The sequence below is a fragment of the Photorhabdus namnaonensis genome, assembly GCF_001684335.1.
Taxonomy (GTDB): Bacteria; Pseudomonadota; Gammaproteobacteria; order Enterobacterales; family Enterobacteriaceae; genus Photorhabdus; species Photorhabdus namnaonensis.
Window position 1 is genome coordinate 331,745 of sequence record NZ_LOIC01000082.1, and the last position, 14,817, is coordinate 346,561.

Annotated in this window: 16 protein-coding genes; 10 read left to right on the plus strand and 6 right to left on the minus strand. The window is 41.5% G+C overall.

Annotated elements, in window-relative coordinates:
* The first annotated feature begins 171 nt into the window (after positions 1 to 171).
* The 3 genes from Phpb_RS18025 to Phpb_RS18035 all read left to right on the plus strand — a co-directional run bounded on the left by Phpb_RS18025 (position 172) and on the right by Phpb_RS18035 (position 1,964).
* Complete coding sequence (locus tag Phpb_RS18025; protein ID WP_065391540.1) at positions 172 to 651, plus strand: Hcp family type VI secretion system effector; 480 nt, start codon at positions 172 to 174, stop codon at positions 649 to 651.
* Between the two features lie 609 nt (positions 652 to 1,260).
* Positions 1,261 to 1,593 (plus strand): DMT family transporter, encoded by a 333-nt coding sequence (locus tag Phpb_RS18030; RefSeq protein ID WP_065391541.1) that lies wholly within the window; start codon positions 1,261 to 1,263, stop codon positions 1,591 to 1,593.
* A 53-nt stretch (positions 1,594 to 1,646) separates the two neighbouring features.
* Entirely contained in the window at positions 1,647 to 1,964 is a 318-nt protein-coding gene (locus Phpb_RS18035) for a putative hemolysin (RefSeq protein WP_065391542.1), read from the plus strand.
* 119 nt (positions 1,965 to 2,083) lie between these two features.
* Here the strand turns inward: Phpb_RS18035 and dsbB are convergent, their stop codons facing one another.
* Entirely contained in the window at positions 2,084 to 2,593 is a 510-nt protein-coding gene (gene dsbB, locus Phpb_RS18040; protein WP_065391543.1) for a disulfide bond formation protein DsbB, read from the minus strand.
* A gap of 177 nt (positions 2,594 to 2,770) precedes the next feature.
* Positions 2,771 to 4,318, minus strand: a complete 1,548-nt coding sequence (gene nhaB / locus Phpb_RS18045) for a sodium/proton antiporter NhaB (protein ID WP_065391544.1) — start codon at positions 4,316 to 4,318, stop codon at positions 2,771 to 2,773.
* 222 nt (positions 4,319 to 4,540) lie between these two features.
* Here nhaB and fadR point away from each other — a divergent pair, with 222 nt between their 5' ends.
* The 4 genes from fadR (at position 4,541) to Phpb_RS18065 (ending at position 9,193) form a co-directional block, all read left to right on the plus strand.
* Positions 4,541 to 5,269: a fatty acid metabolism transcriptional regulator FadR gene (gene fadR, locus Phpb_RS18050; RefSeq protein WP_065391545.1), complete on the plus strand. Its 729-nt coding sequence runs from the start codon at positions 4,541 to 4,543 to the stop codon at positions 5,267 to 5,269.
* 509 nt (positions 5,270 to 5,778) lie between these two features.
* Complete coding sequence (locus Phpb_RS18055; protein WP_065391546.1) at positions 5,779 to 7,089, plus strand: D-amino acid dehydrogenase; 1,311 nt, start codon at positions 5,779 to 5,781, stop codon at positions 7,087 to 7,089.
* Between the two features lie 6 nt (positions 7,090 to 7,095).
* Entirely contained in the window at positions 7,096 to 8,178 is a 1,083-nt protein-coding gene (gene dadX, locus Phpb_RS18060; protein ID WP_065391547.1) for a catabolic alanine racemase DadX, read from the plus strand.
* Positions 8,179 to 8,440: 262 nt separating this feature from the next.
* On the plus strand, positions 8,441 to 9,193 hold the full coding sequence (locus tag Phpb_RS18065) for a MipA/OmpV family protein (protein ID WP_065391548.1): 753 nt from the start codon (positions 8,441 to 8,443) through the stop codon (positions 9,191 to 9,193).
* Positions 9,194 to 9,262: 69 nt separating this feature from the next.
* Here Phpb_RS18065 and Phpb_RS18070 read toward each other — a convergent pair whose 3' ends face one another.
* Positions 9,263 to 10,141 (minus strand): D-hexose-6-phosphate mutarotase, encoded by an 879-nt coding sequence (locus Phpb_RS18070; RefSeq protein ID WP_065391549.1) that lies wholly within the window; start codon positions 10,139 to 10,141, stop codon positions 9,263 to 9,265.
* Between the two features lie 248 nt (positions 10,142 to 10,389).
* The gene (gapA, locus tag Phpb_RS18075) at positions 10,390 to 11,385 is read right to left on the minus strand and encodes a glyceraldehyde-3-phosphate dehydrogenase (protein WP_065391550.1); all 996 of its coding nucleotides are present in this window, start codon (positions 11,383 to 11,385) and stop codon (positions 10,390 to 10,392) included.
* 468 nt (positions 11,386 to 11,853) lie between these two features.
* Between gapA and msrB the strand changes: the two genes are divergently transcribed.
* Positions 11,854 to 12,264, plus strand: a complete 411-nt coding sequence (msrB, locus tag Phpb_RS18080) for a peptide-methionine (R)-S-oxide reductase MsrB (protein ID WP_065391551.1) — start codon at positions 11,854 to 11,856, stop codon at positions 12,262 to 12,264.
* Positions 12,265 to 12,347: 83 nt separating this feature from the next.
* Positions 12,348 to 12,617 (plus strand): YeaC family protein, encoded by a 270-nt coding sequence (locus Phpb_RS18085; RefSeq protein ID WP_065391552.1) that lies wholly within the window; start codon positions 12,348 to 12,350, stop codon positions 12,615 to 12,617.
* 62 nt (positions 12,618 to 12,679) lie between these two features.
* Here Phpb_RS18085 and pncA read toward each other — a convergent pair whose 3' ends face one another.
* Both pncA and ansA read right to left on the minus strand, forming a co-directional pair.
* A complete protein-coding gene (gene pncA / locus Phpb_RS18090) occupies positions 12,680 to 13,318 on the minus strand; it encodes a bifunctional nicotinamidase/pyrazinamidase (protein WP_065391553.1) in 639 nt (212 codons plus the stop codon).
* A gap of 12 nt (positions 13,319 to 13,330) precedes the next feature.
* On the minus strand, positions 13,331 to 14,350 hold the full coding sequence (gene ansA, locus Phpb_RS18095) for an asparaginase (RefSeq protein ID WP_065391554.1): 1,020 nt from the start codon (positions 14,348 to 14,350) through the stop codon (positions 13,331 to 13,333).
* Between the two features lie 277 nt (positions 14,351 to 14,627).
* Here ansA and Phpb_RS24070 point away from each other — a divergent pair.
* The coding region (locus Phpb_RS24070) for a helix-turn-helix domain-containing protein (RefSeq protein ID WP_165603315.1) at positions 14,628 to 14,817 on the plus strand (190 nt) is incomplete at its 3' end.

Sequence of the window (14,817 nt, forward strand, 5' to 3'; positions counted from 1 at the left end):
AGGATAGTAATAGTGAAAGAAGTTCGTTTGTATATTTGTCCTGACTACAAGCCTGCAATATTTACATTTATATAAGATAACTAACGATTCATTACAATTCTCTTCTTGAAATCAAAGGAAAATAATTCAGAATGCGAACTCGGACATAAGGTAAACTAAGTAGGTAAAGTTATGGCAAATATGATTTATGTGACGATAAAAGGTGAATCTCAGGGACTTATTTCTCAAGGATGTTCAGCTTTGGATTCTATTGGCAATCGGTATCAGAATGGACATGAAAATCAAATTATGGTGTTGCAATTCAATCATGGTCTGACTGTCGCTCAACATGTCAATTACCAGCCGGTAAACTTCATTAAACTATTAGATAAATCTTCTCCATTGCTCATGATCGCGGCAGCTAATCGTGAAAAACTGGAATTGACGTTTGATATTTATCGGACTTCTCAAATAGGTTCACAGGAACTTTTTTATTCCATTTTGCTCACTGGAGCAAAAATTTGCGATTTAAATGTTAATTATCCGCATGTTATTAATGATAATAACGGTCAACCGGAGGAAGTTGTTTCAGTTCAGTATGTCAATATTACTTGTCGGCATCATATGGCGGGAACATCAGGATATTGTATCTGGGATGAGATGGTTTATTGATAAATGCAATATATACGCTTATTTTTCATTTAATAGCTAAGCGTATTTTAATAGTAAATACATCGCCATTGATATCAAGCATAATATAAGGCTTATATTAATGGTGATGAAATATGTCATTATCCAGTGAATTGCTGTACGATACAGAAACCGGGTTGAATGTTTCTTTTCATATACTCTATTTGTTCCGGTGGTCGTTTTTAACATGTTGACTCAACGTTGGGCAACATAACTTCCTGATAGTTTCATCGCCATCATGACTTAATCAAATGATAGGATTATTTTTAACTTATAAATCTACTGGTTTTTAATTCTACAGCGCTATGTTTTCTTAGACATCTTAAAGGTTATCGTGCGAATGATTCTGATCTAAATCTCAAAGCTGAAACCTATCATTAGCACTTTTTCATATTCCTTGTAGAATCTATTCAACGGTTTTCCTGCTTGTGTAGTACTTCTGTGGACAGGCTGTAAATAAAGCTTAAATTGGATTTAAGGAACGAAATATATCAATTTTGTTACGTTACACCTTAAAGGGTTTGTGATAGATTCAGCCTTTTATCTATTAATGTTGGTCGATTTGTTGTTTCTACTATAGAGAGTAAGAATATGAATGGATTTGTATATTTAGCAATGGCAATTGTTGCCGAGGTTATAGCAACGGCTTCGTTAAAAGCCTCCGATGGGTTTAGTAAATTATTCCCTTCTATACTGGTCATTGTTGGATACGGCATTGCTTTTTGGGGGCTATCTCAAGTGGTTAAAGTGGTGCCATTAGGAATTGCTTACGCCATATGGTCGGGCTTGGGTATTGTGCTGGTTTCTGTCGCAGCGATATTTTTATATCAGCAGAAGCTGGATTGGGCGGCTATTTTAGGTATGTCTCTTATTGTCGCCGGTGTTATGGTAATAAACTTGCTTTCTAACACCAGTGCACATTAATTAACAGTTAACGCTGTTTTTGTTTTCCCTGAATCGTTTTCTGGAGAAGAAATATGTTAAACGTCAGTAATAAGAAAGGATACCAGATAGTGTTATTAGGAGTACTCTTGAGTATTGCTGTATTAACGGGTTGTAGTCGCCAGACAGGGAAAACATCTACCCAATATCAGGGGATACAATACTTTCAACCGGAAAATTCACAACCGGAAGTTGTTCTTAGGGATAATGCCAGGGCAATCTGTTCTTATGCAGGGGGTATGCCTGCGTTAGCAATACAATTAAATGGTGCGCAAATACCTGTTTGCCAATTGGCAAATGGTAAGCGTTGTGATGAAAGGGCGTTATTGCAAGGTTCTTGTGCATCAATTTGAGGCAATTGATATGAGCAGAAACATGCCGTTGGAATATCCGATTATAGGCAGCCTTGGGCATGATTCTGTGAGTATATTTGATTCATTAGACAATCATTTTCAACTATCTAAGTTGGAAATTATTTACGGCTAAAAAATTGGCTAATCAACACTAATGCAGCAACAATCAAATAAGCCGCGAAAATACCGACCAGCCATTGTGGCATCTCTAATGTCAGGAATTGCCACTGTCTTACTGAACAATCACCTGTAGCTTCAAATACAGAAGGAAGCCATTGATTTAACGCCAACCATGAAGGGAAGTTGACGAAGAAATCACAGGTATTAAATGGCGAAGGGTGCAATAGCATCATAGTATGTTCCCATGCGAGTCGCAGGCCGCTCCAGGCACTGTAGATCCACAAAACAATAGCCAGCCAGCGTAACGGCGTTTTGGGTGCGATCATACCCAATACTCCGGCGCCTAACACGCCAAACAGCGCAACCCGCTCATAAATACACATCACGCAAGGTTGTAATTTCATCATATGTTGAAAATATAATGCCGAGCCTTCCAGTATCAGGGCGGTCAAGGTCATTAACAGCCATGCGCTTCGTCCTTGAGAACAGTGGTTTAAAAATCGCATCATTTCCGTTTTTCCATGCAAATTAAGATAAACAATTGAACGCCTATTTTGCCGACTTACAGGTGACAAAAAAAGTCAATTAAGGGGAATTTGGCTTTTTCGGAGAAAAAATAGAACCGTATTGCGCGTAATCACTGTGCAATACGGCATTGATTATGTTACGAAATAAATTATTGCTGATTATGGCAAGGCAATTAAGCCCCATTGAACCATCATGTCAGTGACTGGAATTAATAGAAATTCTACGCACAGCAAACCGACCAAAGTCATCACGATAGTGTAGGGTAATGCCATCATCACCATGCGACCGTAAGATAAACGAATTAACGGCGATAATGCCGAAGTCAACAGGAACAGAAATGCCGCTTGTCCGTTCGGGGTAGCAACGGAAGGCAGGTTAGTGCCGGTATTAATGGCGACAGCCAGATATTCAAACTGTTTATGTGAAATTAACCCCTCTTGCATAGCAGCCCTCGCTTCGTTGATATAAACCGTACCAACGAATACGTTATCTGATACTGATGAGAGCAGACCGTTGAACAGATAGAATAGAGAAAGTTGAGAGGTTTCAGAAACCTGTAATACAAATTGAATAAAAGGCGTAAAGAGTTGCTGGTCGACAATGACCGCGACGATAGAAAAAAAGACTGTCAGTAATGCTGTGAATGGTAGCGCCTCTTCAAATGCTTTACCCAGTGCATGTTCTTCGGTAATACCACAGAACGACGTGGTTAGAATAATGACGGAAAGGCCGATCAGGCCAACGTCTGCCAAATGAAATGCCAGCGCGATAATGAGCCATATACCAATCAGCGCTTGAGCAATAAGTTGCGCTTTTTCTTTACGTGTTCGTTTTGCGCTGGTTTTTTTATCGTAATCTTCTAACACTTGTCGGACGCGTTCTGGCAATTCGGCGCCATAACCGAACAGCTTAAAGTGTTCGACCAGAAAACAGACTAACAGCCCGCAAATAAAGACAGGTAAGGTAACCGGAGCCATGCGAATAAAGAAGGTGACAAAATCCCAATTAACGTTTTTGGCGATAATCAGATTTTGTGGTTCGCCTACCATTGTCATCACACCGCCGAGGGCAGTACCTAAACCGGCATGCATCATCAGACTGCGTAAAAAAGCCCGAAATTGTTCGAGAGTTTGTTTCTTTTTTGCTGTGTCAATGTGATTGTCATGTGTAGAATTAATGACATTATGTTGATCGGTAATAAAATTGTTGTAAATGGAATAGAAGCCAAGGGAGACACTAATAACCACGGCGATAACGGTCAGCGCGTCAAGAAATGCTGACAGAAATGCACTAGCCAGACAGAATGCTAAAGCAAGCATGCGCTTAGATTTTATGGAGAGCAGGAGTTTAGTGAAAGCGAATAATAGTAATTGCTTCATAAAGTAAATTCCTGCCACCATAAATATCAGCAACAGTACAACTTCCAAATTATTAGCAATTTCATGACCCACTTGTTGAGGCGAGGTCATGCCGATGATAACCGCTTCAATTGCCAATAAGCCACCCGGTTGTAACGGGTAACATTTAAGTGCCATTGCTAACGTAAAGATAAATTCGACAACAAGCAGCCAGCCAGCGACGAATGGGTTAATAAAGAAGAATATCAATGGGTTGGTGATGAGAAAAGTGATGATAGCTAGCTTATACCAATCTGGCGAGTTGCCGAGAAAGTTTTTTACTGTTGTTTTTAGGATACTGGTTTCCATTGCAATTAAAGTTCCTCTAAATTCGTAAGATTGTGTTCTTTAAACAATAGTACGCTTTAATACAGAATATTTTAAGGGAAACGAGTCATAGTTAAGCATTAATACGCTTGTTTTTATGACCGTCTCTACGCTTTCTAGACTACATAGCTATATTGAAGTTGCGTATTCTGATATAATTTCATCTATTATTAGTTGAAAAAATCACGTTGGAATAACAAAAATATGGTCATTAAGGCTCAAAGTCCCGCAGGTTTTGCGGAAGAGTATATTATTGAGAGTATATGGAACGGCCGTTTTCCTCCTGGTTCCATTCTTCCGGCAGAACGTGAATTATCTGAGTTAATTGGTGTAACAAGGACCACCCTGCGTGAAGTATTGCAGCGTTTGGCACGCGATGGATGGTTAACTATTCAGCATGGCAAACCAACAAAAGTGAATAACTTTTGGGAAACATCGGGCCTTAATATTTTAGAGACTCTGGCCCGTCTTGATCACGATCGTGTTCCTGAGTTGATTGATAACCTACTAGCGGTGAGAACGAATATCGCGGCGATATTTATTCGCACGGCTTTTAGGCATAATCCGGGTAAATCATTGGAAGTATTGGCGGAAAAAGAGAGCGTGGAAGATAATTCAGAATCATTTAGTCGGCTAGATTATGATATTTTCCGTGGTTTGGCTTTTGCTTCCGGTAATCCAATTTATGGCCTGATTATCAATGGGTTGAGAGGGCTGTATACCCGTGTGGGGCGTTATTACTTCTCTAATCCTGAGGCGCGTAAATTGGCGCTGAATTTTTATCAGCAACTGGTGATATTATGCCGCGATAAATCCTACGATAAGGTCATGGAGTGTGTTCGTAGTTATGGTAAAGAGAGTGGCGTCATTTGGCACAGTATGCAAAGTACAATGCCTAGTGATTTATCTGAATTGTCGCTGATATCCCGTTAATATTCTTATTTAATCTCAGGCTTTATCCAATCTATTAGTTTCAAATCAAAATTATTTTGAGTTGGCCCGGTGCAGCATGCTCTGTACCGGGAGTTTTGTTTCTTTCTCACTCAATTTCAAGCCAATCGTTAATGTCTCTATTTTAGAATATTATTCTAAATATTGGGTTTTTATTTGAATTTTTATTTCGATTAATTGATGGTTATTGGTATCTTGTGGTTGTTTAATTGATTCGCTTTTTTTGCCGAAAAACTCAGAATAATGACTTGATATGAAATAATTAGCATGTGATTCATATTGTAGTTATTATCTTAATTTTATGATTTTAATATTAATTTTTATAATTTGGTTATGTATTAATCACAAATAAGACTGTTGCATAAATGTAATCTAATTGTGACCTAAATCATAAATGTAGATTATTGACGTGACCGATGATTGTTCTATATTGGTTTTTTATAAACAGCATATTATGCTTGCCTAAAATTTTAAATCATCCGAGGGCTATGATGAAAATCCTTGTTTTAGGTAGTGGTGTGATTGGTGTAACCAGTGCCTGGTATTTGGTACAGCAAGGTCATGAAGTCACTGTCATTGATCGCCAGGGAAGCGCTGCTGAGGAAACCAGTGCGGCTAATGCCGGGCAGATCTCGCCGGGATACGCGACCCCGTGGGGAGCGCCGGGTATTCCATTGAAAGCCATTAAATGGATGTTTCAACGCCATGCGCCATTGGCTATTCGTCCTGATGGATCGCTGTTTCAGTTACGCTGGATGTGGCAGATGTTGCGTAATTGCGATGCCAGTCACTATGCGATAAATAAGAGCCGAATGGTGCGACTGGCAGAGTACAGCCGTGATTGTATCAAACAGTTGAGGGCAGATACCGGTATTCAATATGAAGGGCGTCAGAAGGGCACGCTTCAGTTATTCCGTACGAATAAGCAGTTTGATAATGCCGTGAATGACATAGCTGTTCTTGAACAGGAAGGCGTTCCTTACAATTTATTAACGGCGGATAAACTGGCGACAGTAGAGCCGGCGTTAGCGCATGTCGCTCACAAGTTGGCGGGGGGCTTGCAATTACCGAACGACGAAACGGGCGATTGTCAGCTTTTTACCAAAGAGTTGGCGAAAATGGCGGAAGCGGCGGGGGTAACGTTTCTGTTTAATAAGCAGATCAAACAGTTATTGGTGGAAGGGCAGCGGATTACCGGCGTCCAATGCGAAGATGACGTTATGACAGCAGACAGCTATGTTGTTGCGATGGGGGCTTATTCCACTGAATTGTTAAAAGGTTTCGTCAAAATTCCCGTATATCCACTGAAAGGTTATTCATTAACGATGCCTATTGTCGATGCAGAACGGGCTCCGGTATCTACTGCATTGGATGAAACATACAAAATTGCGATTACCCGGTTTGATAACCGTATTCGTGTGGGCGGAATGGCAGAAGTTGTAGGTTTCAATTTGGATCTGCTTAAAGCACGTTATGAAACACTGAAAATGGTGGTACAAGACCTTTATCCCGGCGGAGGCGATATTACTCAGACCCGTTTTTGGACGGGATTACGCCCAATGACGCCAGATGGTACCCCAATTGTTGGCCCGACTGCATATCACAATCTCTATCTAAATACAGGGCACGGTACATTGGGATGGACAATGGCATGTGGCTCCAGTCAATTACTGGCTGATATTATTTCGGGTAAAAAGCCCGCCATTGCGTCTGATGATTTGTCAGTATTTCGTTATGTTAATGGTTTTAATACAAAATTGGCACCATTTAGCCACCAATTACACACTGAACTAAGAGGCTAATAGAATATGCCACGTCCGATTTCGGCAACGATTCATCTTGATGCATTGGAAAATAATCTGGCGATTATTCGTAATAAGGTCGGTAATAGTAAAATCTGGGCTGTTGTTAAAGCAAATGCCTATGGGCATGGTTTGAGTCGCATATGGCAATATCTCGATCAGGCTGATGGATTTGCTTTACTTGATTTTAATGAGGCGATTTTATTACGGGAGCAGGGTTGGCGGGGGCCAATTTTGCTATTGGAAGGATTTTTTAAACCTGAAGACTTGTCGATAATTGATGAATATCGGTTAATAACGGTAGTACATAGTCATTGGCAACTGAAAGCAATAGAGATGGCCAATTTAAGTAAGCCAATCGATATTTATCTCAAACTCAATAGCGGTATGAATCGATTGGGATTTCCTGCGGATCAATATAGAACGGTTTTATCATCGGCAAAGGGTATCCGGCAAATTGGGCAAATAACATTAATGTCACATTTTGCGAATGCGGATAAGGATAATAAGGAGATTAGCGTTGCTGAACAACTTAACGTTATTAATTCGGTCAGTCATGTATTGGATATTTCTCAATGTCTGGCTAATTCAGCCGCTTCTTTGTGGTATCCACAAACTCATCGAGATTGGGTACGTCCCGGGATTGTGCTGTATGGCGCCTCACCGAGTGGAAAGTGGAAAGATATTGCCGATATTGGGTTGAAAGCAGTGATGAGCCTGCAAAGTGAAATTATTGCCATTCAGGATCTCAAAGCAGGAGACAAAATTGGTTATGGTAGTGAATATACAGCACCGGGTCCTATGCGAGTTGGTACAGTTGCCTGTGGCTATGCTGATGGTTATCCCCGTCGTGTAATGACGGGGACGCCGATTATTGTCGATGGTGTTAGGACTCAAGTATTAGGTACAGTATCAATGGATATGTTGTCGGTGGATTTAACGCCTTGTCCGCAGGTCCAAATTGGTAGTCCTGTTGAATTATGGGGGCAAAATTTGCCGGTGGATGATGTGGCCGAGATTTCCGGGACGATTGGTTATGAATTATTGTGCGCATTGGCAAATCGGGTCCCGGTATCTCTATGTCGTTAAATGCTGTGTCGTTAAATACCAGATAGCGTGTCAAATAGTAGTTGACGACGGGTATTATCACAGGAAATAAGTTACCGCTTTCGTCAAATTAATATATTTTTATTTTGTACAATTTATCTATTCTCGCTAGAAAAATTGGATGAGCAACAAACATATTGTGCTCTTTAAGAAAAATAGGACATTATTACTTGAAAATGAGGGAAATGATCTCTTACACTTGATATAGCTAATTGTATAATTGTTTTAAAGGAAATAGTTAATCATGATCAACAAAGCTAAAATTTTAGCCACAGTCGTCACTTTTTGTCTGTCTTCATCTTTAGCTTATGCAGGGCAGTGGTCAATTGGCGCCTCTGTTTTGGCTGAGGCATCACCTTATAAAGGTGTGAAGAATAAAGATAAAGTGTTGTTTGTTCCAATGGTTAATTATGAAAGTGACAATTTCTATTTTCATACTTTAGCCGCCGGGTACTATTTGTGGAATCAACCAAAAGATCAGTTATCTTTAGATGTCTATTACTATCCTCAAAGTTTTCGCCCAAAAGATAATGAAGATAAGCAAATGAAAAAGCTGGATCGTCGTGATGATACTATGATGGGCGGTTTTAGCTATCGTCATATTGAAGATTGGGGTACGTTGCGTAGCTCTTTTGCTGCGGATACGTTGAGTAAAAGTAAAGGTATAAGGATTGATCTGGCTTATTTGTACGAATTTAAAAGTGATGATTGGTCATTACAACCGGGATTAGGCGTGGTTTGGAATAGTAAAAAACAAAATCGTTATGAGTATGGTATCAAAGATAATGAATCGCGCCATAGCGGGCTAGAAAAATATACGCCAGATGATAGTTGGACTCCTTATCTGGAATTATCGGCCAATTATAAATTTAACCAAGAATGGTCTGCGTTTATGATGGGACGTATTGCGAGTTTACCGAGTGAAATTAAAGATAGTCCGATGGTTAATAAGTCATATTCAAGTATTGTCTGGGCAGGTGTTACATATAGTTTTTAATTACCTGTGGCAATAATATCGGATGAAGACTGAATTCATTAAATAGTATTCAGTCTTTCTGATGTAAATTCACTGATAGTCTTTCCGGCAACGGATTAAAACCGAAAGGTGGGCTGGACTATCATCTTTAGAGATTAATGGCTTATGGATACGAGCTGTTTCTATACAAACCATATTTTTATAACCTTCATTACACATATCTTTCATTCCGTTCGATAATTGAGCGCCGGGATTCCAGCATACAACATCACTGTGATGAGAATGGTGAATTTCAATGGTTCGTTTCAGCGATTTATCTCTTATCAGATTAAAATCTTCTGGCTCGGTATAAATATGATCAGTACGACCGTTGAAAATAAGATCCTCTGCTTTGGTGTATTGCTCTTTGTCAGCAACCGTATCAATAAAATGTTTACCTAAACCGCTGACTGAAATTTGATTAATATCGCCTATATTCAGATAAGTGTGTAGGGCACAAGTTGCTTGATAATCACCATAGGTTTCCAGTTCCACTTCACAGGTTTCACACAGTTTGAAACGAGCAATCAAGGTAAAATTATAAGGCCACAGTTTATGAGTATATTCATTGTCTCTCAGCGTGAAAGTTAATATGACGCCATTTTCATGTTCATTATGTGCGCTAAATTTCCAGGGAAGAATTCTGGCGAAACCGTGACTTGGCGCTCTTGAGGAACCAAACCAAGGCCAACAAATAGGAATACCACCGCGGATAGCAGTACCCGCCTCAAGAGCGGTTTCCTTGCTTAGCCACAATCCCGGTTCCTTGCCACTGGGTTGCCAGGCGATGAGATGTGCCCCTTGCAGACTGATTGCGCCACGAACTTTAGGATGAGAGATGACTATCAGTGGGAAGCCATCTATATTTCGTTGACTAATAGCGGGAGATATTTGTTCTGCGACAGGTAATGAAAAGATTTTATCGTTCATCCGTATAACCTTGAACCAAAGCTGGGAGATGGCATGGCCCAAGGATAACGCATGTTGTACACAGATTGAAATATACCCGTTATCTTTCAAGTTGCCTCTTTGTTGGCTGCACTCACTCACCCCGGTCACATAGTTCTCTATGCTCCCGGGGATTCGCTCCCTTGCCGTCGCGATCCATCTTGAAATCCATAGGGTATAAAAGAGCCGCCGGGGAAGGGCAGCTCTTTTCAGGCAAGGCGATTACTCAGTTATTTGGCGATGTGAGCAATCAGATCCAGAACTTTGTTAGAGTAACCGGTTTCGTTGTCATACCAAGAAACCAATTTCACAAAGTTGTCGTTCAGAGCGATACCTGCTTTGGCGTCAAATACGGAAGTCAGTTTTTCGCCATTGAAATCGTTGGATACGACGTCATCTTCGGTGTAACCCAGAACGCCTTTCAGTTCACCCTCGGCAGCATCTTTGATTGCATCACAGATTTGCTGATAAGTAGCTGATTGTTCCAGACGTACAGTCAGGTCGACAACTGATACGTTAGGAGTAGGCACGCGGAAAGCCATGCCAGTCAGTTTACCATTCAGTTCAGGGATAACTTTACCAACAGCTTTAGCCGCACCGGTAGATGATGGAATGATATTTTGAGCAGCGCCACGACCACCACGCCAATCTTTCGCAGAAGGGCCGTCAACAGTTTTCTGAGTTGCCGTTGTTGCGTGAACAGTGGTCATCAGACCTTCAACAATGCCGAATTTATCATTGATAACTTTAGCCAGCGGGGCCAGACAGTTAGTGGTACAGGAAGCATTAGAAACGATGTCTTGGCCTGCATAAGTTTTGTGGTTAACACCCATAACAAACATAGGCGTGTCATCTTTGGACGGGCCGGTCAGAACAACTTTTTTCGCACCAGCGGCAATGTGCTTACGGGCGGTTTCGTCAGTCAGGAAGATGCCTGTTGCTTCTGCGACAACATCAACACCCACTTCATTCCATTTCAGGTTAGCTGGATCTCTTTCTGCTGTAACGCGGATAGTTTTGCCGTTAACAATCAGGTGGCCGTCTTTTACTTCAACAGTGCCGTTGAAGCGACCGTGAGTTGAATCGTATTTCAGCATGTAAGCCATGTATTCGGCGTCCAGCAAATCGTTGATTGCAACGATTTCGATGTCTGAGCGTTCTTGTGCGGCACGGAAAACAATACGGCCAATACGACCAAAACCGTTGATACCTACTTTGATAGTCATAGTGTTCCACCAGCTATTTTTTAGTGAATTAAAAATTATTACTAAAGTTACCAAAACCTTGCCAGCCGTCAAGCGGAATCGTGTCAATAGCTGAAAAACATTAGCTTTGAGTTCACCATTTAGACGCTTGCTATAGGGTACTGGCAATCGAGCCGCCCACCATTATCAAGGCACAGACGGATATTGAAAGTTAATTGGTTAGATATGCGAGTCACATCACAAATAGTAGGATATACCCGTCATCTTTCAAGTTGCCTCTTTGTTGGCCGCACTCACTCATCCCGGTCACATAGTTATCTATGCTCCCGGGGATTCGCTCCCTTGCCGTCGCGATTCATCTTGAAATCCATTGGGTATAGACAGATTCAGTTAACCACTTAAAATAAATTCCACTGATGTGATGTTAATTTTTTGTTATTATTAATCAATTTTATTGAGAACATGAGTCTTATTATTAAGGTGGTCGTTATGGCTAAGAATCCTGATGTTTCCCTTTGTAAAGAACTGACTGATATTCAGCGTCATGTAACCCAGAATGCCGGGACAGAGCCGCCATTCTCAGGGAAATTGCTGCATAATAAGAAAAGTGGCATGTATCATTGTTTATGCTGCGAACAACCGTTATTTATGTCCGACACTAAATTTGATTCTGGTTGTGGCTGGCCGAGCTTTTACCAGCCAGTTACTCATGATGCAGTTCTGTATCTTGATGATAATAGTCACAACATGCACCGTATTGAAGTACGTTGCAGCCATTGCAATGCTCATTTGGGGCATGTGTTCCCTGATGGCCCGCAACCGACAGGAGAACGTTTTTGCATCAACTCGGCTGCATTAAGCTTTACTGATGAGAATACAGGTGAAAAAACAGTAGGTTAAATCATTTTTGTGATTGCGGACATAATCGTATTTTACGCAAAAAATCGTTTCAGCTAATGCTGGAAAATAATGAGGAAATATCAATGGAACTGGATGATCTGTTATCTGTAATGACACCAGAAATATATCAACGCTTGGTTCAGGCGGTAGAACTGGGTAAATGGCAGGATGGCGTGCCTCTAACGGTAGAGCAGAAAGAGCATAGTTTGCAAATGATTATGCTATGGCAATCAAGGCATAACCATGATCCGCAACATATGACGATTGGTACTGACGGTCAGTTGGTGATGAAGAGTAAACAACAACTGAAAGCGATCTTTCAGTCTGAAATGGTGGCGACATTCAAGTCATAATCTTTGGCAAGTAGGTGATGAAAAGGCTGAGTGTGTAAACTCAGCCTGGCCTTGGATTAATATCAGAGGAGAGCGTTTTCTAGTTGATCAAGTTCTATCAATATAGCGCCTTTCTCTTTTATCTTTTTGAATGCTGATTGGCTATCATTTGGGCTGAGGTTAACCCCCCGGCAACCATCAGTAATGACCCAAGTCTCATAACCTAATGCCAGCGCATCCAGCACAGTAAACTTCACGCAATAATCAGTCGCGATACCGATAATAAACAGACGTTCAATTTGCTGTGTTTGCAACCAGTCATCAAGCCGGGTTTTACTCAGATGGCCGTTGTCAAAGAAAGCACTGTAGCTATCGATCTGTGGATTTTCACCTTTATGGAAAATTTCGAGAATGGCTTGCTTGTTTAGCTGTGGATGGAAATCAGCGCCAGGCTGACCCTGAACACAGTGTACCGGCCACCATACTTGTGGAATACCGTTTAATATACCGATATCACCGATCTGTTGCCCGGAATTGACCGCGAAGCTCATATGTTCAGCTGGATGCCAGTCTTGGGTGGCAATAATGCTGATATTGTGTTTCAGACAAATATCAATTGCCTGATTTGCCGCGACAATGACTTGTTCACTCTCTTCTACGGCTAAAGCGCCGCCGGTACAGAAGTCGTTCTGTAGATCAATAAGTAATAGGGCTGTTTTCATCTTTTTCCTTGATTATTTATCAGGATAACTTAATTCACCACGTAAATTTTGTTGCATTAAATAACGAATTTTTTCATTGCTATAGGGTTGACTGAATAAATAGTGCAATTTGGTTAAAGTTGCTTCAAAAGTCATATCGTAGCCGCTTATTACCCCTGCTTCCGCCAGAGCATGGCCCGTTGCATAACCTTCCATATTGACTCGGCCAGAAATGCATTGAGTCAAATTAACAACTACGATCCCTCTCTCTGTCGCCTGTTTTAGCTCTTTCAATAATTCAGGTTGCTGAGGTGCGTTTCCGACGCCATACGAGCGCAGGATGAGAGCCTTAACCGGCTGCATTAAAATATTATTCACAACCTGGCTGGAAAGGCCAGGGTAAATGGTGATTACGCCAATTGGCTGAGGAGTAATCCGATGAGTAATAAACTCACCATGACTGGCAGGGGCAGAACAGGCATTGAAAGTTTTGATGTTAATGCCGGCTTCCATTAATGGAGAACAGTTTGGCGAGGCAAAAGCATCGAAACCGTCGGCATGTGCTTTGACGGTCCGATTCCCACGAAACAGTTTATTATTGAAAAACAGGCTGACCTCGTTAACCGGATAATTAGCGGCAAGGTAAAGTGCATTCAACAAATTTGTTTGCCCATCAGAGCGCAGCGCTTCCAGTGGGATTTGCGACCCTGTGACAATGACTGGCTTACCCAGATTCTCAAACATAAAGGAGAGGGCCGATGCCGTAAATGCCATTGTATCCGTACCATGCAGGATCACGAACCCATCATAATCATGGTAGTTTCCTCGGATATCATCAGCGATAAACTGCCAGTCTTCTGGGGTCATATCAGAAGAATCGATCAGTGGTTGATGTTCACGGATGGTGAATGTCGGCATTTCCGGTCGATGGAATTCGGGCATCTTTGTTAATTGACGCTGTAAATGCCCGGAAACGGGAATGTATCCCTGAGATGAGTGTTGCATCCCAATGGTTCCGCCAGTATAGACGACATAAATAGACTTCTTCTGCATGACTGTACCTCATAAAAAGATCAGCTGGATTATAGGAGTATTACAGAAGAAAAAAAGCCTGACAGAGTTTGTCAGGCTAAATTAATCAAATTACTAGGAATCATGCATTGTTATTAGCAAAATCCGCCGTAAACCCTCGCCCAATGCGGGCGGTGATATAAGGCGAAAAGCCCGCAGGGCTTTCAGGTTATTAACCATCACGTTCACTGGCAGCCCGGGGGGGACACGGCCCCAAAAAGCGGTTAAAATACATAAACTATCCCGATGAGCGCTGATGATGTTAAGAGCCACCAAAGTCCGCATTTACCCGACACCCGAACAGGCTGATTATCTCAATGCTCAGTTCGGTGCGGTCCGTTTCGCGTACAACAAGGCGCTGCACATCAAGAAGCACGCTTATCAACGCCACGGGGTGAACCTCAGCCCGCGTAAAGACCTCAAGCCCTTACTGTCAGTGGCAAAAAAGT